The following is a 21,288-nucleotide window of genomic DNA, read 5'->3' on the forward strand; positions in this document are numbered from 1 at the left end:
CATGTTATTCAATAATCCTCCCCTAACCCTTGCCTTACAGAAGGAAGGGGACAATAGGATGGCTTATGTGGGTCGGTTTGCGCCATCGCCAACCGGCCCTTTGCATTTTGGCTCCTTACTCACCGCCGTTGCGAGTTATTGCGATGCCAAAGCACAACAAGGGCAATGGCTGGTTCGTGTAGAAGATACCGATATTCCGCGTATTTATCCTGGCAGTGAACAGCATATTCTACAATGTCTAGAAGCCTTTCAACTTTATCCCGATGCTGAGATTATCTTCCAGAAAGATCGTCTAGCCCTTTATGAAACAGTCATTGAGCAGTTACATGCTATAGGTCAAGTCTATGCCTGTGCCTGTACCCGTAAAATGCTGGGCTCTAATCATATCTATGCAGGAACTTGTCGTGATTTAGGTCTGGCGTTTGAACATCAAGCCATTCGCGTTAAGGTGCAAGATCAACGTATTTGCTTTCAAGATCGCTTGCAAGGGCTACACTGTTGCAATTTAAAACAGGATTTGGGGGACTTCGTACTCAAACGTCGTGACGGCATTATCAATTATCAACTCGCTGTTGTTGTAGATGATTATTTACAAGGCATCACCCATGTAGTACGTGGTGCAGACCTGCTGGATAATACTGAACGTCAAATTTGGCTGGCGCAACTTTTGGGCTACCCTACCCTGAGTTACATGCATTTACCACTCGCCATGAATGATCAGGGACAAAAACTTTCGAAACAAAACCTTGCAAAAGCCTTAGACCCGAAGCAAGCACCTGAACTATTACAACAGGCGCTACATGCTCTGCATCAACCCGAAGTAGATATAGACCGACCTGAAATCATGCTGCAACAGGCTGTGGCGCAGTGGAATACCGATCTCATTCCTCACTGTATCGAATTGGAAGGACACTATCTCTAATGCTAGAGAAAATAAAAAACCTCTCATCTGATTAGACAAGAGGTTTTCAAATTAAAATATATGCTGCTGAATTAGACACACACCCAATAGGCTTAGAAGCTTGATTCTTCCTTACTTGGGTTAATGTCTTGCGTGGTTGCATCAATTTTCAGAATTAAGCTGATCATCACTGCACACATAATTAAAGATGAACCACCATAACTAATAAAAGGCAAAGTTAAACCTTTGGTCGGTAACATCCCCATATTCATACCCGCATTGACCAGAATTTGCAGCAAGAAAATAATGCTGATGCCATAAGCCAGATAACCTGCGCGCAAGTATTGATTGCGGAGCGCACGATGACCAATTTTAATACAGCAGACCAACATCCCAAAAGACAAAAGCAATACCACAGTAATACCTAAAAAGCCGAATTCCTCTCCTAACACTGCCAACATAAAGTCGGTATGTGCTTCAGGTAAATACGACATTTTTTGGATACTGTGACCCAGACCTACACCGACCCACTCACCACGACCAAAGGCCATCAATGCGTTCGACAACTGATAACCTGCCCCCAAAGGATCGTTCCAAGGGTTAGAGAACGACATCAGACGCTCAAAACGGTAAGGCTCAAATACAATCAGGAAAAAGAATGCAGTTAGAATCGCACCAAGCGCAATACCAAACTGAATTACGGGTGCGCCTGCTAAAAAGAACACACCCAACATCATCAACACAATCACCACTGTTGCACCTAAATCGGGTTCAGCAATAATCAAACCAACCGTTAAAATCATGATTGCAGCAAGCCGTACCAAACCTTTAACGTTGTTTCGGACTTCCGCAGCACGGCGCACAACATAATCGGCTGTAAAGATGGCCATCATGACCTTAGCAACTTCCGTGGCTTGCAAGGTAAAGCCAGCTATACGAATCCATCGTGTGGAACCATTCACCTCTGTCCCGATCACCAAGACGGCAGCGAGTAAGGCAATGGTGATGAGCCACAAGGAAAAAGTATTATTGAACCATACGTTCAGCGAAACCCGATAAGCCAAAAATGCGGCAATGCCAGCCACTACAATGGAAATAGCATGGCGTACAACATAATGGAATGGATTCTCCAACATTCGATCTGCATAAGGCATGGAAGCCGAAGCCACCATGATAGAACCTAAACACAGCAAAGCAATCACACAAAAAATCAGCACATTTCTTGCCGTAAATTCCGCTGGAATTCGCGGACTGACACGGTCATAAAATTGTTGAAATTTATTGATCGTTGTCTGAGCTAAACCTGCCATACAACTCTCTCCTTATCATTCTTTTAAGTTAGAGCATTCACACAATCGACAAACTGATGACCACGATCACCATAACTTTTAAACATATCAAAACTTGCACATGCTGGAGACAATAGCACCACATCATGTGGCTGGGTATGTGCTTGGCACAATGCTACTGCTTCTTTTAATGTTGCAGCATGCAAGATAGTCGTAGTTCCTGCAATCGCGTGTTCGATCAGGTTAGCATCTTCACCAATCAACACCGCAAGTTTAGCGTATTTTGCCAGTGAATCTTTCAAAGCAGTAAAATCTTGTCCTTTCCCTTGTCCACCCAAGATAATCGCTACTTTACCTTGCTGAGCTTCAATCGAAGCTCCTAATCCATCAATTGCAGCCAAAGTTGCACCAATATTGGTGCCTTTAGAATCATTATAATATCGGACTTGGCTCACCTCTTTCACAAATTCACAGCGATGTTCTAAACCTTTAAAATGCTTCAAAGTATTCAACATCGACTCAAGTGGTAAGCCAATCGCCTCACCTAAAGCCAAACATGCTAAGGCATTTGCGACATTGTGCGTACCTTGAATGTACATGTCCGAACTTCTCAATAAACGCTCACGACCACGTGCCAACCAGATGGTACCATCATCATCTTTTAAAATGCCGTATTGATTCAGATCTGGTGCATTTAAGCCAAAACTTTGCAATGGCGTCACATCGGGTACCAAAGGACGAGTTAACGAATCATCACGGTTGTACACCACTTTTTTCACACCTTGGAAAATACGGTGTTTGGCTTGGTGATAGCCCCACATATCGCCATGACGGTCTAAATGGTCTTCACTCATATTCAAGACTACTGCAACCTCAGCATTCAAGTTCGAAGTCGTTTCAAGCTGAAAGCTCGATAATTCAAGAATATACAGTTCTGGATCATCCTTGGTTAAATCCAACGCTGGTCGTCCTAAATTACCACCTACAGCAACTTTCTTACCTGCTTCTTGAGCCATGAGACCAAATAACGTGGTCACGGTACTTTTTGCATTTGAACCTGTAATTGCCACAATCGGTTTGTCCGTGGCACGGCGTAATACCTGAATTTCGCTGACAACTGGAATTTGATGTGCAATCGCAGCTTGTAATTCGGGTAATTTCAAATCCAAACCTGGACTGACAATAATTTCTTCAGCTTGTAATAAAAGTTCTCGATCTAATTGACCAAAACTGGTTTGTACCTCGGCAGGAATTTGATCATGCCCTGGCGGAGTTGCTCGTGAATCTGTTACTGCAACGCGGTAGCCCTTCTCATGTAAGAAATTTACTGCTGCAATACCTGAAATTCCAAGTCCTGCAACGACTTTTAATCCACCACGCTGTATTAACATTTTTGCCCCATGTTTTGGTTGATTGGTAAAACTGACAAAATGTTAGCACTTTGCTGTTTTGAATGCTTTTTCTGTTTTGACTTTCTCTCTGTTTTTTTGTGTCAGCGCGTAAAAAAGCCGTCAAATTTGACGGCTTTTTTGTGAATTAAGCAAAATGGATTATTTCCACTTCACTGCTTGAATCTCAGCAGTTTTATTCGCGTTGGGTGCATCCTCTTGGCTACAGCCACAACCGCCACCACAACCTGCAACAGGCACAGGCTTCAGCCATTTAGATAGCGTGTTCCAACCCTGCTTTTGCGTAAATTCTGCCAATACGCCAAAGGTTTTATTGGACGTTTTCGGAAACACTTTCTTAAACACTACCAGTGTACTCCACAGCACCAAGGCTGCAACAATCAGAATTTCAACCATGTTCAGAGTCTCCTTGCAGATTAACCTAAATAGTGCGACGCAATTTGAAAAGTCAGGAATGACATCAAATACGCTAAACCAAATAAATACGCGGTCATAAAGCTCACGGTTTTCCATGAACCTGTTTCACGACGTACAGTTGCTAAAGTCGCTAAACAATGTGGCGCATAAACAAACCAGACCAATAAAGACAAACCTGTTGCCAAAGACCACCCTAAGTCACTATTACCACCAATGATTGCCGCCAATCCTTGCGACATAGCATCATCATCCACCGCAGATAAAGCATAGACTGTGCCCAAAGCCGCAACGACAACCTCACGTGCCGCCATAGCTGGAATCAAGGCAATACAAATCTGCCAGTTAAAACCCAAGGGGGCAAAGATAGGCTGCATGATATGCCCCAACATTCCTGCGAAGGAATAATCGATATCCGGCAGAGTTGCGCCCGCAGGCGGCTGAGGGAAAGTACACAAGAACCACAGCAAAATAGAAAGCGCGAAAATAATGCCACCAACACGTTTCATAAAGATTTTGGTACGATCCAACAAACCAATACCGACACTTTTTAGGTCAGGAAAACGGTAACTTGGCAGCTCCATCAGCAACGCATGTTGCGATTTATCTTTTTGGAAAAATTTCAATACAAATGAAACAATTAACGCACTGAAAATGCCTGCCATATACAAAGCAAATAGCACCAAGCCTTGCAAATTAAAAATTCCCCACACGGTTTGCGCAGGAATAAATGCCGCAATTAATAAAGCATATACAGGTAGACGTGCCGAACAGGTCATTAGTGGGGCCACAAAAATTGTGGTTAAACGATCACGTGGGTCACTGATACTACGGGTTGCCATAATTCCAGGAACCGCACAGGCAAAGCTAGACAGCAATGGAATAAATGCACGTCCACTCAAGCCTGCTTTAAACATTAATTTATCCAGTAAAAATGCAGCACGCGGTAGATAGCCCGATTCTTCCAAGACCAAAATAAAGAAGAACAGAATAATAATCTGAGGCAAAAACACTACAACACCGCCAGCACCCGCAATAATTCCGTCAACCACTAAACTATGCAATAAAGGTTGCGAGATGGATGCCCCAATCACTTCACCTAGCCAGCCAAATAAACTTTCAATCCCATCCATAAACGGAGCGGCCCAAGCAAAAACCGCTTGGAAAACCACAAACATCATCACCGCAAGTGTGACTAAGCCAAGTACGGGATGTAAAAAAATACGATCAAGGAAATCAGAACGTTTATCTTCTTGGTCCGCATACTGAACGACGTCATGCAAAATTGTGGCGATTTTTTGGTGATGTGAACCTTTTAGACCACTCAATTCTGTATGAGGTACGGCATATTTGGCCTGATCTAAAGCATTCAATAAGTTTTCGATGCCTGCATTACGCACCGCAACGGTTTCAGCAACAGGAATCCCCAAACGTTCAGACAATTTCTGGGTATTGATCTGCATGCCACGACGGCGTGCTTCATCCATCATGTTTAGAACTAGTAGAATTGGACGGCCCAATTCAATCATTTCTAGAACTAGACCTAAATGCAGTTTTAAGTTGGTGGCATCTACCACACATAAAAATGCATCCTGATGCCCTTCTTCTACAATTTTACCTTGTACTACATCACGGGTGATGGCTTCGTCGGGGCTAGTTGCATCTAAGCTGTAAGTTCCAGGCAAGTCCAAGACTCGAACGGCTTTCCCTGAAGGTAAAGAGAACTGACCCATTTTACGTTCAACCGTCACGCCCGCATAGTTCGCGACCTTTTGACGAGTTCCTGTTAAATGGTTAAATAATGAGGTTTTACCACAGTTAGGATTCCCGACAAGGGCAATACGCAACGCATCACTCATGCAGGTGCTCCTTCCATTTCAACTTCAATTTTTGCAGCTTCAACTTTTCTTAGTGCGAAACGGGTAAATCCAACCTGAATTAAAATCGGATCGCCACCAAAAATACCTTTTGTCACCACCTGAACGGAAGTACCAGGCACAAAACCTAAAGTCTCTAAACGACTTGCTATCAGGTCAGTCTGAACTGCATCGCCATCCACATGACGTTTAACATTCCGGATGATGGCCGTTTGCTTGACTTTCAAATCAGATAAAAGCACCGCACTAAACCCTAAAATATTTTACTGTAGTATACACGCAAATGAGAATAATTACCAAATAAGGTTAGATTCCTATTCGCATTCACTTTATACCACAAGGTCCACTCAGAAAAATGTTGTAAAATTAGTTAAGATAAACAATCTAAATCGGTTTCCTGAATTCTAAGCACGAATGTTAAATAAAAAACCTAGAATACCTACACCTATCCAAATTCCAGAAAAACTCAGCTTTCTTCAGGGTTTCCGTGACTATTTAATTGCACAAACCGTTAGCCCCCATACACGCAATGCCTATCTTTCCGACCTGATTCAATGCAGCGAATGCCACAACAAAGCCTTGATTGATTGGCAAAGTGAAGACATTGCAGATGTATTGCTGAGCCTCACTCAACAAGGAAAAAGCCCGCGTTCTATCGCCCGTTGCCTTTCAGCCCTACGTTCTTTTTTTAAATTTTTAAGAGAACAAAAACTACGAAGTGACAACCCTGTTGCTAGTCATCGCACCCCGAAAATTGGACGTGCCTTACCTAAAGATCTTTCAGAACAAGACGTAGAAGCCCTAATTCTTGCACCAGATACCAGTACTGCATTGGGCTTACGCGACCGTGCTATGTTTGAAGTCTTATACGCCTGTGGCTTACGTGTATCAGAATTGTTAAATTTACGTTTAGAACTGATCAATTTAAAACAAGGTTATCTACGGATTGTCGGTAAAGGCAACAAAGAACGTTTGGTGCCTTTAGGACAAGTGGCTTCTGAATGGATTGAACGCTATCTGGCACAAGCCCGACCAAGTCTGTATAAATCGGCAACTGACTATGTGTTCCTCACCCAACAAGGTGGGATTATGAGTCGGCAAAATTTCTGGTATGCCATTAAGCGCTATGCCCTACAGGCTGGCATTCAAGCAGAACTTTCACCGCATACCATGCGTCATGCATTTGCCACCCATTTACTCAACCATGGTGCGGATTTACGTGTGGTACAAGTATTATTGGGACATAGTGATTTATCGACCACACAAATTTATACTCATGTGGCACAAGTTCGTATGCAGCAACTACATGCCGAGTTCCATCCACGAGCCTAGACCATAAATTAAATACGCTCACAGAGTCCACACCAAGAAATACCACGCTACAAAGATTTTTTTGTTATGCTAGCTTCCTGTTTTTATACCTAAAAGAAAGGGTTTTATATGTCATTTACCCGCACAAAATTATTTATTGCATGTACCTTGGCAGGCAGTTTAGCTCTCACGGCATGTTCAAATTCAAATAATGATGACAAAAAGCAAAATACGCTCACAGCGAGTGCACCTGCCACTGGAGAAGCATCAAATCTCTCTGAACGCAATGCACAACAACGCCTGATTAAAACTTTAGAGCAACATTTTAAAACTGCGGGTATTCAGGCCAAAATTATTGATATCAAACCCACCGAAGTCCCTAATCTGTATTGGGTGAACTTGGAAGGCATGAGTTCAGTCTATGCCACCAGTGACGGTAAATTCTTAATTCAAGGCGATGTCATTCGCTTAGGTGATAAAAAGCTACATAATGTCAGTGAGAACTTGCAAGCTGCAGCCAATAAAAAGCATTTAGCCAACTTAAAAACAGAAGATCTCTTGGTTTATCCAGCGCAAGGTAAAACGAAACATGTGGTTTATGTGTTTACCGATGCAAGCTGCCCGTATTGCCACAAATTGCACGAACATATTCCTGAAATTACCGCTAAGGGTATCGAAGTTCGTTACATTGCTTGGCCACGTGGCGAACAGTTTATGCCTGCCATGGAAAGCGTATGGTGTAGTGCAGATCGTCGTGCGGCATTTGACCAAGCGATTGCAGGTGCTCAATTACCTGCTGCTACCTGTAAAAACCCTGTCCGCGATCAATATCAACTGGGCCTGAATATGGGCGTGAATGGTACACCTGCGATCTATAATACTGAAGGTGTTTATTTAGGCGGATACCTCAGCCCTGAAGAATTAGAGCAGCGCTTAAATAACTAATTTTTATTTGTTATTTTACTATTAGTTATAGGTGGAGATTATCTTCTCTCCACCCTAGAGTCTGAGCGTTTTTTTAGCTATGATCTAGATTCGCGTAAAATTGAAGAAATAAATGGAGTGTGACGTGAAACCAGTTCGTCTGGCAATCCTCGGTCTTGGAACTGTGGGTGGTGGTGCCCTTAAACTACTAAAAGAAAACGCTGCTGAAATTAAACGTCGCACCGGTCGAGGAATTGAAATTACCCATGTCGGTACTCGTCGTCCGCGTCCAGACCTTGATCTTCCAGCTTCTGTAAAACAAAGTGCAGACCTGATGGACATCGTACGTCAACCCGATGTCGATGTTGTTGTAGAGGTTATGGGCGGGATTCATCCTGCCTATGAAGTCATCATGGAAGCCATCAAGCATGGCAAACAAGTCGTAACCGCCAACAAGGCTTTATTGGCTGAACATGGCAATGAATTATTTAAAGCGGCAGAAGACAATGCCGTACAAATCGCCTATGAAGCTGCCGTTGCAGGCGGTATTCCAATTATCAAAGTTATTCGTGAAGGTTTGGCTGCCAATAAAATTGATTGGTTGGCAGGCATCATTAACGGTACAGGCAACTTCATCCTGACTGAAATGCGTGACAAAGGTCGTGCCTTTGAAGATGTATTACAAGAAGCGCAAGAATTAGGTTATGCAGAAGCTGATCCAACCTTCGACGTTGAAGGGATTGATGCTGCACATAAATTGACTATTTTAGCTTCTTGTGCATTTGGTATTCCTTTACAGTTTGACAAGGTCTATACCGAAGGCATCAGTAAAGTCACAGCACAAGATGTCAAATATGCTGAAGAACTCGGTTTCCGCATCAAACATTTGGGGATTGCACGTCGTGCAGAAAAAGGCATTGAACTACGCGTTCATCCGACCCTTATTCCAGCCGAAGAACTGATTGCCAATGTGAATGGTGTAAAAAATGCCGTTCTGGTTCAAGCCAATGCCGTAGGTCCAACCTTGTATTACGGTGCGGGTGCAGGTGCAGGTCCAACAGCGTCTGCTGTTGTTGCCGATGTAGTAGATATCGTTCGCGATATTTCCTATACCGAAGATGGTGCAGGAACTATTCCTCAATTGGCATTTGAAGCATTAACCGATATGCCAATCTTAAGCCGTGAAGAAATGACCACAGGATACTACATTCGTTTGAATGCCGAAGATCAAACTGGTGTGCTCGCTGACGTCACCACCATTTTAAGTCGTGCAGGTATCAGCATTGATGCCATCATGCAGCAATCACGCTTAAAAGACCTGATTCCAATCGTGATTCTGACCGATCCAGTGGTTGAATCGAAGATGGATGAAGCATTAAAGCAAATCCAAGCCTTGCCAGCTATTCATGGCGAAATTGTGCGAATTCGTTTAGAATCGCTTGATAATTAATCGGGTCAAGGGGGCGATTCCCCCTTGCCAAGCTCTACCCATAATTGGAACATCATCATGTCGAATGCCAATCGTTATACTGGTTTAGTTGACCGTTATCGTGACCGTTTACCAGTGTCTGCTACTACTCGTGGAATCTCTTTAGGCGAAGGTAATACCCCGCTCATTAAGTTGGAGAATATTCCACGTATTATTGGTAAAGATGTTGAAATTTATGTGAAGTACGAAGGCTTGAACCCGACAGGCTCATTCAAAGACCGCGGCATGACTATGGCTGTGACCAAAGCGGTTGAAGACGGTTCAAAAGCAATTATCTGTGCATCTACAGGTAATACTTCTGCTGCGGCGGCTGCCTATGCAGCGCGTGCTGGCATTAAAGCATTTGTGTTAATTCCTGAAGGCAAAATTGCCATGGGTAAAATGGCGCAAGCAATGATGTATGGTGCAATCACCATGCAAATTCGCGGAAACTTTGACGATGGTATGCGCCTAGTGAAAGAAGTTGCGGATCAAGCACCTGTGACGATTGTTAACTCAATCAACCCGTATCGTTTACAAGGTCAAAAAACTATTGCTTACGAAATCGTTGAAGCTTTAGGCCGTGCGCCAGACTATCACTGCTTACCTGTAGGTAACGCGGGCAACATTACTGCACACTGGATGGGTTATACCGAAGCCGTAGCAAACCAACCTGCTGATCAGTTTGAACAGGTCGTTTATGATGCTGCCACAGATCAATTCACAGGTCCAAAACCTGAAGGCCTACCAACCATGGTGGGTTATCAAGCTGCGGGGGCTGCTCCATTCTTGCGTGGTGCGCCAGTTGAACATCCTGAAACAGTTGCAACCGCAATTCGTATTGGTAACCCACAAAGCTGGAACCATGCGAAAGCTGTAGTACGTGACTCTAAAGGCTGGTTCGATGAGCTACAAGATGCTGAAATTCTAGAAGCACAACGTTTGCTTTCTATGTATGAGGGCGTATTTGTAGAGCCTGCTTCTGCTGCTTCTATCGGTGGTGCAATTCGTGATATTAAAGCGGGTAAAATTGCTGAAGGTTCAGTCATTGTATGTACAGTAACGGGTAATGGTCTAAAAGACCCAGATACAGCCATCAAACAATGTGCTGATGCAGTTATGTTGTCAATTGATGCAACAATGAGCCAAGTAAAAGATTCGATTCTTTCAAATATGTAAGTTTCCACTTGCACTAAAAAAACCAGTTGCGAGCAACTGGTTTTTTTATTTCATGTCAAAGATTATTCTTCATCATATTCATAATCTTCATCATAACTATGCATTTTTGCGAGTTCTTTTTCCAAACGCTGAATTTCTTCTAACTCAATTTGCTTAACCTCAAATAAAGGTTGTTTGAGCAATGCATTCACTGCATATAAAGCTTCATTCTGCCACAGGCCAATATTTAAAATTTGTTTATCTTCATCATAGCTTAAAGCATAATCTGTCCGAATGAGTGCTTTTAACAAAATAGGCTGATCCGATAAGGACTCCAATGAACCTTCTAATTCAATATCTGAATAATCGTAATCCTTAAAGATAGATTCAATTTTATCCTTGAGTAATTCTGGGCTTTCAGCATAAATGAGCCCTGCAAAAAACTCGTCATGCTCTTCAAGCCATTGCTGTTTCTTGGTCGACCACAAACCATAAAACTTCACTTCATGATCAAAATGAACCAATTGAAATTTTTGCATTTCAGCCATTTGTACAAAGCTAATAGTATCAGCATCACTCAAACTGCTTGGTAGCACATCTCGAGAAATCTCTCCATCTTGGTAAATGTGCTCACCACAACGTGAAAAAACAAATTCATCCAATTTTTTTAACGTGGCTTCATCTGCATCAAATAAAGATTCTACTTCGTATAGCGCAAAATCTCGTGCACCCTCAACCTCCAGCTTCTGATAAGCCGCTTCGGCTTCAGCCTGATCTTGAAAAACATTGCTAATACGATTGCCTGCAACATAAAAAACTTCATCGTTATAGCCGAAGTATTTTGCACGAATAACGTAGGTGGTCATAGCCATCTCCTGATTTTTAGCTACGCTTAAACGAAGCTTTGTTGTTTTCTTTGATGTAATGCTTGCGCACTTTGCGGAATTGCCATGCCATTATCCATCCACAGTTCAAAGTGCATCGCGTGGAAGATGTCATCTGGACTATAGACAATATTCTGTAAATTCGGTAATACGCCTATTCGCGGTAAAATATCGTAAATAAACCAACTGTTATGGGTAAAAAGTAAAGAATGCAACTTCCCTGTTTGTGCCAAAGGTGAAAGCATTAATTGGGATGCAATTGGGTTTTGGGCGTAGACTTGATGTAATTGTTCTAAATGTCGTTCTAAATTTTGAGGTAATCGGCTTGTATCAATGGCGTGAACAAAGTCACTTAAAGTAGGAATAAAGCGCTGCTGATAATCTACCAATAAATGATCACGTTCACATAGGTCTTTTATATCAATCGATTTGCCAGCACTGTTCTGAACACTATGACCAAATATCGGGATCACAACTGAATTTATTCCCCACAGGGTATGTAAAATTCGATGTCGAGCATCACTGCACAAGCTTTTGGTACTATCAATAAATGCATGTAATTCATAATAATCTTCTGGCTCGCCTCCCCAACGTTTCGCTGAAATTCGAGCATGTTGCATCGCATTCATAGTCAGACTCAGTCATGATCTTGTTATTTCGCTATCATACGTATTCTACACACAAAAAATAGTCAAAAACTCATCTTTAAGACAAGCTGTGTCGCAGTTCATAGGCATAAAAAAACTCTTCATTAAGAAGAGTTTTATAAGATAGAAATTAAATTCGTTTTGGTAACTGACTTGCCCACGTCATTAAACGGGTCGCATCTTCAGTTCGACTTTGAGATGTACTTGCGCCTAAAATCACCACAACTGCTGGACGAGAATTCAAGGTGGTATGCATCACGACACAACGCCCTGCCTCATTGATATAACCTGTTTTGGACAGGTTGATATTCCAACCACCGTTACGCACTAAAGCATTGGTATTGTTTGATTTTAATACTCGATACCCCAAGTTAAAATCGTAACTTGCCGTGGTTGAAAATTGACGAATTAAACCATATTGCGATGCAGTACTCACCAAAATTCCCAAATCACGTGCTGATGCGACATTGTGTGGATCAAGTCCTGTAGATTCAACATAATGGGTTGAATTCATGCCCAATGCACGCGCTTTGGCATTCATTGCCGCAATGAAAGCACTACGTCCTCCTGGATACGTTCGCGCTAACGCTGCTGCCGCTGGATTTTCCGATTTCATTAAAGCAAAAAGCAACGCTTCTGCACGGTTCATGCTATCCCCTGCACGTAGCGTTGAACTCGAATTTTTACCACCTGCTCCTGCAAAATCGACCGACTGTAAGGTAATTTCCTCAGACATGTCTAAACGTGCATCAGCAATAACAACTGCTGTCATTAATTTAGTAATTGAAGCAATTGGTAATGCAGCATTGGTATTTTTACTATAAAGCACCTCACCTGTTTGTGCATCCATGACCAGCGCTGCACGGGCACTTACAGAAGGTTGACTACTATAACCCGCAGAGGTATCAATAATATGAACCGTTTTCGGCGCAGAATAGGTTGGTACCCCTTTTGAGCTGCGAACCGTCGTGGTGACTTTGGTTGATCCTTGCGGAGACACTTCCTCAGCAAGTGAAGAAACATCACTATTTAATAATTGACTCGCTTCCTCTGAAGACCAGTTCATTGAAGCCTGACCAACACTCCCCGAGGAAGGATTAATGACGAGTTCAGCAAAGCTGGTTGAACTCAGGCTGAGTAGAATAGACATACTCAACACATGCATGAATGACTTCTTAGAATTTTTCACAATCGTTTACTCAACTCAGGGAGGTAAGATACATTTGCGTATTACCTCAAATATGCCTTACATTTACACAGCAACGGGAATTTTCTGTTCGCGCTATTGTGCAAAACTTTTAATTTCGGAATAAGAATAGGATTGCTAATTTTGTCGTTTCATTGCAAGCTTATTTTGCTTTATGTAACAAAAATGATGTAATTTTTTTAGCCAGAGGGAGAAATCGGTGATTACAGTTTTAGTGGTGGATGACCATGAATTAGTCCGTACTGGTATTTGCCGTATGCTAGAAGATCATGCTGATGTACAAGTGATTGGTCAGGCGGAATCTGGTGAAGAAGCTATTAATCTCGTTCGCCAACATCACCCCAACGTTGTCTTACTCGATGTTAATATGCCTGGCATTGGTGGCGTAGAAACTACTCGCCGTTTGTTACAAACTGCGCCTGAGACCAAAGTTTTGGCCGTGAGCGGTCTAGCCGAAGAACCTTATCCTTCTTTACTCCTTAAAGCTGGTGCTAAAGGCTATATCACCAAAGGTGCTCCTGTCAGTGAAATGGTTCGTGCCATTAATAAAGTCATGCAAGGTGGCAAATACTTCAGCGCCGATATTGCAGAGCAACTCGCAAGCTCTTATTTATCCGACACGCAACAATCACCGTTTGACGCTCTGTCTGAGCGTGAAATGCAAGTCGCCATGATGGTGGTAAACTGTATTAGCGCGCAAGAAATTGCAGATAAACTTTTCGTGAGTGTAAAAACAGTCAATACCTATCGTTACCGTATTTTTGAAAAACTAAATATCGATAGCGATGTAAAACTCACACATCTAGCGATTCGTTACGGTCTCATCAAACCTTAAAATAAAACTATAACTTTCAATATCATAATCGGTTTGCAGCATGCAACATTCCCAATATTTCGAATTAAATCAATACTTTTTTGGGCTGTGGTATGCCGCTTACCGCTTATTAATCACCAGTTGTCTGGTCCTGATTTTTATTCTGACCCAAGATGAACTAGCAAACAACTACGAATTTCCTCAACTGTATTTTTATGTACTCTGGGGTTATTTTTTCATTAACTGCGTACAGTTTTTTAATCTCAAACATTTTAAACAGCATATTCCGCAGCAGTTTGCATTCATTTTTATTGTCGATGTTATTGCCTTAAGCCTACTCACCATCGCCACCAATGGTCCAAGTTTAAGTATCAGTATTCTGTTCTTAACCACCATTTTTGCCGCTTCATTACTCCTCAAGACACAAAAAGCCTTAATTATTACCCTCATTGCGGTGATTGCTGTTATCTATCAACAATTCTTGATCAGCTTTCTAACCCAACACTCGTTTCATAATTTGGGTAATAGTGTCATCTTGGCGGTTTTATTTTTTGTCTTTTATGCTTGTGGGCAAATTGCAGTTCGACGTTTTCAGCTGCTCGATCATGTCAACTTTTCCCAATCGCAGGAATTAAAACGCCTGCAAAATATTAATCGCTATATCTTAGAGCAAATTGAAACAGGCTATCTGGTCTTAGATGAAAACTGCCATATTGTTTTAAGTAACCCTGCCGCCTGTGCTTTATTGGGCATTGCGCCATTTTATGCCTTTGATAAATATCCACTGTATAAATTACAACCTGATTTGTTTGAGTTACTGAACTTTGATCAGGTACAAAACGGAGAGAAATTTCAGTTTGAATCTCAGCTTAGCCGCTACCATTTGCATATTGAAGTGCAGAAACTGATTGTACCACAGCAGGTACTGACACTTTTGGTGATTCAAGATGGGCAGAAAATGAATCAGCAGGTACAACAATTAAAATTGGCTGCTCTGGGACAACTCTCAGCCAGTATTGCACATGAAATTCGTAATCCATTAGCCGCTATTGTTCAGGCCAATGAACTCTTGCCACATAGTACGATTGATCAGCAGCAAACGCTGAGCCAAATGATTAGCAAGCAGACCAAACGCATTGATAAAATTGTGCAAGACACCTTAAGTATGGTGCGTAATCAAGCCACTCAACCCATTACCATTCAGCTTGATCATTTTATTCCTCTTTTTATTCAGGAAGATCTACCAGATCTTAAAACCAAAATCTTATGTCACATTGCTCCTCAACTCAGCTTAAATTTTGATGAGGCACAATTTAGACAGGTATTAATTAATTTAATTCGCAATGCAATCCGACATAATTCACCTGAACGCAGTACAATAGAACTCCACTGCTATACGCAGGATAAAAACATTCACATTGATGTGTGTGATTTTGGGGAAGGCGTGGCGATTCAGGATCAAGCCCACCTGTTTCAACCGTTCTTTAGTACTGCAATTACAGGAACAGGTTTAGGATTATATCTATCACATAGCTTTTGTGAGGCCAATCAAGCCCTCTTAAGCTATGTAGAACAACAACAGGGAGCTTGCTTTCGCATTCAATGCCGACAGCTGACTTAATAATTCAATTTTTACTGGGGTGTTATAGTGGCGCAACAACCACTCGTTTTATTTGTAGATGACGAAGAAGACCTATGTACGCTGATGCAAATGATGCTCAGCCGTATGGGGATCGAAACGCATGTAGCTTATCGTATAGCACAGGCCAAAAAAATGTTGTCTGAACATCATTATGATGTCTGTTTTACCGATTTAAATCTTCCTGACGGAAGTGGCTTGGAATTGGTTGAAGAAATTTCTCAACAATATCCGCAGTTACCTGTCGCAGTGCTGACAGCCTACGGCAATATGGATATTGCGATTGCCGCACTCAAAGCGGGAGCTTTTGACTTTGTCAGTAAACCGATTAAACAAACTCATCTTGAGCAACTCTTGCAAAAGGCTCTGAACAATCCTGTACAGCCACAAGCTTCTAGTGAAGATGCACTTGAACAACGAATGTTGATTGGTCAGTCTGCACCTATCGAACAACTCCGCGTGACTTTAAAAAAGATCGCTCGCTCACAAGCTCCCGTGTTTATTACAGGTGAATCTGGTACAGGCAAAGAAGTTGTTGCAAACTTGGTACATCGCCTCAGTAATCGCAACGAAGGCCCTTTTATTGCCATTAACTGTGGTGCGATTCCTTCTGACCTACTCGAAAGCGAGTTGTTTGGACACAAAAAAGGCAGCTTTACAGGTGCAACTCAAGACAAACAAGGTTTGATTCAATCGGCACATGGCGGAAGTTTATTTCTAGATGAAATTGCCGAACTACCACTGAATATGCAGGTCAAATTACTCCGTGCAGTTCAGGAAAAAGCCATTCGTCCAATTGGCTCAGATACTGAAATTGATGTCGATTTTCGAGTGATCAGTGCCAGCCATCAAGACTTAGAATCACTGGTGCAACAGGGTAAATTCCGACAAGACCTGTTTTTCCGCATCCATGTGATGGATCTGGTTCTCCCCCCTTTACGCGAGCGTGGTCAGGATATTTTAATTCTCGCGCAGCATTTTATTCAGAAAGTCTGCCGTGAATGGGAAATTGAAGTCAAAGCATTAACTACACGTGGCAAAGAATTCTTACTGGCACAGTACTATCCAGGCAATGTTCGTGAACTGCGTAATATTATCGAGCGGGCCATTACTTTAAGTGATGATGACTATATTGATGTACAGCATTTACAAAGTGCCCCGTTCCGCCGTAGCGTCAACACCCCAGTATTATCAATTGACCAAATGTTGACAGCACCTTCAGAATTAACGCTCGCGCCACGGAAACTGCCTGATGAAGGTTTGGAACTTTATCTAGAAAATATTGAAAAAGAGATTCTGCTCAATGCATTGAATATTACCCATTGGAATCGTACTTTAGCGGCCAAAAAACTAGGGATGTCCTTCCGTTCTTTGCGTTATCGCCTGAAAAAGTTTGGACTGGATACAGATGAATAATTAACGGCGATTCGCAACAATCTCTGCAACATGCTCTAGATAAGTCTCTTCTTTCATATCATGTTGCAAGGGATATAGCTGATCAGGCTGAATGCCAACCCCTTCAATCATTTTGCCTGATGGGGTGTAATAATGCGATACCGTCATTTGTAGTGCAGCGCCATTCGACAATGGGAACAGTTTCTGCACCACACCTTTACCATAACTTTTTTCTCCAACCACCCAAGCACGACGATGCTCTTTCATCGCAGCCGTAAAAACTTCTGCCGCTGATGCCGAACGAGTATTAATTAATATACCGACTTTAAGATTCTGAAACTCTGAGCTTGGTAGAGCTTGAAATTGCTGATTACCTTCAGAACGGCTTTTGGTAGTGACAATAATGCCCTGATTTAAAAATAGGTCTGCTGTTTCCACTGCTGCGGACAATAAACCACCAGGGTTATTTCGCAAATCAATCAGCACGGCCTTAAGACGAGATGGATTATTTTCTTCAATTAAACGCTTAATTTCATTGGCGGTATCTTGTTGGAATACCCGAACTTTAAGCAGTAGCACTTGGTTATGTAGCAGTTGTGCCTCAATGTCTGTTTCAATTTTCTTGGTCCGAACCAAGCTAATTGGCTTGGTGGTCTGCCCCAATTGCACACTCAAAGTCGAGCCAATCGAACCATACAACAACGCATTGACCTGTTCACGGTTCAACTTTCTTAATTCTTGATCATCAATTTTGAAAACGGAAACGCCATTACGCAAGCCTTGCTTATAGGCATCGGCTTCTGGCTTGAGTCCTTGAATCGTCCATTGTCGCTGATTGTCGTAATTTAAATTAAAATCGACTGAAGCCAAGTCACCATCGGTATATTGCACCAACTGCTTATAATCTTCGGGTGATAAATAACGAGAATAGCGATCTAAACCACTCACCAAACCTTGAATGGCTTGTTGGAAAAGTTGTTCATCATTTTTATTATCGACGTAATTGTCTTTGACAATGCCATAAATCTGGACAAACTGCTGAATCGATTCAACAGGGACTTCGGGATAACTTTGTTCGACTTCATCAAAATCTGGAGCAGTGTCAGTCTCATTCACTGCCCCAATTGCAGGTCCACAACACATGAATACCGCTGTTAAGGAAATAGCACATTTCAAGTGTTGTGTCATTGATTCACCTATAAAAAGCCAAATTAGGCTTGTAGGGTAATAAGGTTACGACCTTGCATTTCTGCTGGAACGGGTAAGTGCATCAAGTTTAACAAGGTTGGCGCTACGTCAGCCAATACACCACCTTCCGCGATTGTAGCTTGCGTTGGCCCCACATAAATAAACGGCACCAATTCCGTTGTATGTTGAGTATGCACTTGACCACTCACGTAGTCCTGCATTTGCTCTACATTACCGTGATCGGCAGTAATCAACATATGGCCTTTTTTAGCCATAACTGCATCGTAGACACGACCTAAACAGGTATCCACAGCTTCTACAGCTTTCACTGCTGCTTGGAATACACCTGTATGTCCGACCATGTCACCATTGGCATAGTTCACCACCAACAGATCATATTCACCCGAATTAATCGCCGCGACCAACTCATCAGTCACTTCATAAGCGCTCATTTCTGGTTTTAAATCATAGGTTGCCACATTCGGTGATGGAATTAGGATACGTTTTTCACCTGGATATTCATCTTCACGGCCACCACTAAAGAAGAACGTCACATGCGCGTATTTCTCAGTTTCCGCAATACGCAACTGTGTTTTACCCAAAGTCGAAAGGTATTCACCCAATGAATTATGCAATGCCTCAGGCATATAAGCCACAGGAGCATCAATAGTTGCTTGATAACGTGTCAACATGACGAACATCGACAAGTTCGGCACAACTTTACGTTCGAAGCCAGCAAAATCTTGCTCTACAAAAGCTTTGGTAATTTCACGCGCACGGTCAGCACGGAAGTTCATAAAGACAATGCTGTCACCGTCTTGAACTTTAGCCACATCACCAATGCGGGTTGCTTTGACAAATTCATCAGATTCATCGGCTGCATATGCTTGCTCTAAGCCTTCAACTGCCGTTGCTGCTGTACGAACTGCCTCACCTTCTGTCAATAAACGATAAGCTTGTTCCACGCGATCCCAGCGATTGTCACGGTCCATGGCATAGTAACGACCAATCAGGGTGGCAATACGTCCTTGATTTGGATATTGCGCAAATAAAGCATCGAGTTTTTCTAATGAAGGTTGTGCACTTTTTGGTGGTGTGTCACGACCATCTAAGAAGGCGTGTAAATACACCTTCGCACCACGTTTCAGTGCAAGCTCTGCCATCGCGACAATATGGTCTTCGTGTGAATGTACACCACCTTCTGAGAGCAAACCCATAATATGGACTGCACCTTGAGCGGCTTTGGCTTTTTCAACCGCATCAATCAAAACTTGCTGTTCAAAGAAAGCGCCTGTACGAATATCTTTGGTAATTCGAGTAAAGTCCTGATACAACACACGACCAGCACCCAAATTCATATGACCGACTTCAGAGTTACCCATTTGTCCATCTGGCAAGCCAACGTCTTCACCAGAACCAGAGATTAATCCATGCGGATGTTTTTGTTGCATAGCAGTCAAGTTTGGTCGTTGTGCTGCAAGGAAGGCATTATCTTTAACCGCTTCACGGTGTCCAATACCATCCATAATTACCAATACGTGGGGGACTTTGCCAGCAATTGCATCCGTCATGATTTACACTCTTGTCTATAAATTGGTCGCTATATCTTACCGAATTTTCGTGCAAGACTCCATGTATGCAACAGGCTTAAACTCACTTGTACAGATTGTTTTCGTCAATCTGTACAAATTCCTAGCGAGCACGGCGCAATAAATAACCACCAACCACAAACATAATGACAATCGGGACAAAGACGAACCAAGCGGGCGATGGACTATAGACCAAACTGGCATAACCCAGAAAATCTTGTAAATAGAAGAATCCTAAGCCAATAAATAAGGCAATCACCAAACGGAAACCCATGGATTGTTGGCGCAAAGGTCCGAAAATAAAAGAACAGGCGATTAAAACCAGTGCAATTAAAGCAAATGGCGAACCGACTTTTTGCCAGAATGCCAACTGATAGGTTTTTGGGACTTGGCTATATTCATGCATATACCGCATAAAACTCACCAGTTGGCTTGGTGATAAATCTTCAGGATCAATGGTCACCATGTGGACATATTTCGGTTGCAATGCCAAAGCCAAAGGTTGTTGCGCTGCATCACGTTTGATTGCATTGCCCGCATCCTGAATTGCCATTTGTTCGGTATCTTGCAAATTCCAACGACCATCCTGAACAAATTGTCCCTGTTCAGCATTCAGTACGCTATTCAAACGATATTCTTGGTCAAAATCAACCACTTGAATATTCCGCAATTGACCTTGTGAGTTGGCATAATCAATATAAATAAAGCGCTGCCCTTCTCGAGTCCAATAGCCTTTGACCTCACCTAACGCCGCAACGCTACGGTGACTTTTCACACTCTTGGCCTGTTCATTGGTATAAGGAATCACCCACTCACTTAAGACGAAGGATAAAATCACTAAAATTAAAGCCGAACGAATCACCCAGCCGACAATACGCCACAGGCTAATCCCGATGGAACGCATCACAATCAATTCACTGTTGGATGCCATTGTTCCCAAGCCTAATACCGCCCCAATTAAAGCAGCAATCGGCAAAATCTCATACAAGTACCGCGGTGCGCCCCATAAGACATAAATCAGCGCCTGCCAAGCAGTATAGGTATCGTTCAGTTCACTCAATTCGCCTAAATAGGTAAATAGAATCTGTAATACCGACAAGACCGCTGTCGCCCCCAACATGGCATAGGCTGTGGTCTTAGTCACATGTTTCGCGACAATACGACGTGCAAACAT

At 42.5% G+C, this 21,288-nt stretch carries 19 protein-coding genes; 8 read left to right on the plus strand and 11 right to left on the minus strand.

Translation table 11 applies throughout. The features are described 5' to 3' along the window. The first annotated feature begins 1 nt into the window (after position 1). Entirely contained in the window at positions 2-922 is a 921-nt protein-coding gene (gene gluQRS / locus I593_RS15240; protein WP_016168472.1) for a tRNA glutamyl-Q(34) synthetase GluQRS, read from the plus strand. Positions 923-1,014: 92 nt separating this feature from the next. Here the strand turns inward: gluQRS and ftsW are convergent, their stop codons facing one another. The 5 genes from ftsW to I593_RS15265 form a co-directional block, all read right to left on the minus strand. Further along, positions 1,015-2,211, minus strand: a complete 1,197-nt coding sequence (ftsW, locus tag I593_RS15245) for a putative lipid II flippase FtsW (RefSeq protein WP_016168473.1) — start codon at positions 2,209-2,211, stop codon at positions 1,015-1,017. A gap of 23 nt (positions 2,212-2,234) precedes the next feature. After that, the gene (gene murD, locus I593_RS15250; protein ID WP_016168474.1) at positions 2,235-3,581 is read right to left on the minus strand and encodes a UDP-N-acetylmuramoyl-L-alanine--D-glutamate ligase; all 1,347 of its coding nucleotides are present in this window, start codon (positions 3,579-3,581) and stop codon (positions 2,235-2,237) included. Between the two features lie 159 nt (positions 3,582-3,740). Then, a complete protein-coding gene (locus I593_RS15255) occupies positions 3,741-3,995 on the minus strand; it encodes a DUF6587 family protein (RefSeq protein ID WP_016168475.1) in 255 nt (84 codons plus the stop codon). Positions 3,996-4,015: 20 nt separating this feature from the next. Continuing rightward, positions 4,016-5,872: a ferrous iron transporter B gene (gene feoB, locus I593_RS15260; RefSeq protein ID WP_016168476.1), complete on the minus strand. Its 1,857-nt coding sequence runs from the start codon at positions 5,870-5,872 to the stop codon at positions 4,016-4,018. After that, positions 5,869-6,132 (minus strand): FeoA family protein, encoded by a 264-nt coding sequence (locus I593_RS15265; protein ID WP_016168477.1) that lies wholly within the window; start codon positions 6,130-6,132, stop codon positions 5,869-5,871. Before I593_RS15265 ends, feoB begins: the two co-directional genes overlap by 4 nt. A 172-nt stretch (positions 6,133-6,304) precedes the next feature. On the opposite strand from I593_RS15265, the gene xerD reads away from it, so the two are divergent. From xerD to thrC, 4 genes are all read left to right on the plus strand, one after another. Continuing rightward, positions 6,305-7,222: a site-specific tyrosine recombinase XerD gene (xerD, locus tag I593_RS15270; protein ID WP_016168478.1), complete on the plus strand. Its 918-nt coding sequence runs from the start codon at positions 6,305-6,307 to the stop codon at positions 7,220-7,222. A gap of 108 nt (positions 7,223-7,330) precedes the next feature. Next, positions 7,331-8,146, plus strand: coding sequence for a DsbC family protein (locus tag I593_RS15275; RefSeq protein WP_016168479.1), 816 nt, complete (start codon positions 7,331-7,333; stop codon positions 8,144-8,146). A 124-nt stretch (positions 8,147-8,270) separates the two neighbouring features. Next, positions 8,271-9,575, plus strand: a complete 1,305-nt coding sequence (locus I593_RS15280; protein ID WP_016168480.1) for a homoserine dehydrogenase — start codon at positions 8,271-8,273, stop codon at positions 9,573-9,575. A gap of 57 nt (positions 9,576-9,632) precedes the next feature. Beyond that, a complete protein-coding gene (thrC, locus tag I593_RS15285; RefSeq protein WP_016168481.1) occupies positions 9,633-10,772 on the plus strand; it encodes a threonine synthase in 1,140 nt (379 codons plus the stop codon). A 62-nt stretch (positions 10,773-10,834) separates the two neighbouring features. Here the strand turns inward: thrC and I593_RS15290 are convergent, their stop codons facing one another. The 3 genes from I593_RS15290 to pbpG form a co-directional block, all read right to left on the minus strand. Continuing rightward, positions 10,835-11,617, minus strand: coding sequence for a hypothetical protein (locus I593_RS15290; protein WP_016168482.1), 783 nt, complete (start codon positions 11,615-11,617; stop codon positions 10,835-10,837). A gap of 26 nt (positions 11,618-11,643) precedes the next feature. Further along, a complete protein-coding gene (locus I593_RS15295) occupies positions 11,644-12,264 on the minus strand; it encodes a DUF6915 family protein (RefSeq protein WP_016168483.1) in 621 nt (206 codons plus the stop codon). Positions 12,265-12,412: 148 nt separating this feature from the next. After that, positions 12,413-13,471, minus strand: coding sequence for a D-alanyl-D-alanine endopeptidase PBP7/8 (gene pbpG, locus I593_RS15300; RefSeq protein WP_026441107.1), 1,059 nt, complete (start codon positions 13,469-13,471; stop codon positions 12,413-12,415). 217 nt (positions 13,472-13,688) lie between these two features. On the opposite strand from pbpG, the gene gacA reads away from it, so the two are divergent. Genes gacA through I593_RS15315 form a run of 3 tightly spaced genes read left to right on the plus strand, consistent with a single transcriptional unit; the run spans position 13,689 to position 17,358 of the window. Beyond that, positions 13,689-14,324 carry a response regulator transcription factor GacA gene (gene gacA / locus I593_RS15305; RefSeq protein WP_016168485.1) on the plus strand — a complete coding sequence of 212 codons (636 nt, stop codon included), beginning with the start codon at positions 13,689-13,691 and terminating at the stop codon, positions 14,322-14,324. Positions 14,325-14,364: 40 nt separating this feature from the next. Next, positions 14,365-15,924, plus strand: coding sequence for a sensor histidine kinase (locus I593_RS15310; RefSeq protein ID WP_016168486.1), 1,560 nt, complete (start codon positions 14,365-14,367; stop codon positions 15,922-15,924). Positions 15,925-15,948: 24 nt separating this feature from the next. Then, the gene (locus tag I593_RS15315; protein WP_035302248.1) at positions 15,949-17,358 is read left to right on the plus strand and encodes a sigma-54-dependent transcriptional regulator; all 1,410 of its coding nucleotides are present in this window, start codon (positions 15,949-15,951) and stop codon (positions 17,356-17,358) included. Here the strand turns inward: I593_RS15315 and I593_RS15320 are convergent, their stop codons facing one another. The 3 genes from I593_RS15320 to lptG all read right to left on the minus strand — a co-directional run bounded on the left by I593_RS15320 (position 17,359) and on the right by lptG (position 21,288). Then, a complete protein-coding gene (locus I593_RS15320) occupies positions 17,359-18,525 on the minus strand; it encodes a S41 family peptidase (protein WP_016168488.1) in 1,167 nt (388 codons plus the stop codon). Positions 18,526-18,548: 23 nt separating this feature from the next. Continuing rightward, positions 18,549-20,096: a 2,3-bisphosphoglycerate-independent phosphoglycerate mutase gene (gpmI, locus tag I593_RS15325; protein WP_016168489.1), complete on the minus strand. Its 1,548-nt coding sequence runs from the start codon at positions 20,094-20,096 to the stop codon at positions 18,549-18,551. Between the two features lie 121 nt (positions 20,097-20,217). Further along, positions 20,218-21,288 carry an LPS export ABC transporter permease LptG gene (gene lptG / locus I593_RS15330; RefSeq protein ID WP_016168490.1) on the minus strand — a complete coding sequence of 357 codons (1,071 nt, stop codon included), beginning with the start codon at positions 21,286-21,288 and terminating at the stop codon, positions 20,218-20,220.

This window comes from Acinetobacter tandoii DSM 14970 = CIP 107469, from assembly GCF_000400735.1.
GTDB classification, from domain to species: Bacteria; Pseudomonadota; Gammaproteobacteria; order Pseudomonadales; family Moraxellaceae; genus Acinetobacter; species Acinetobacter tandoii.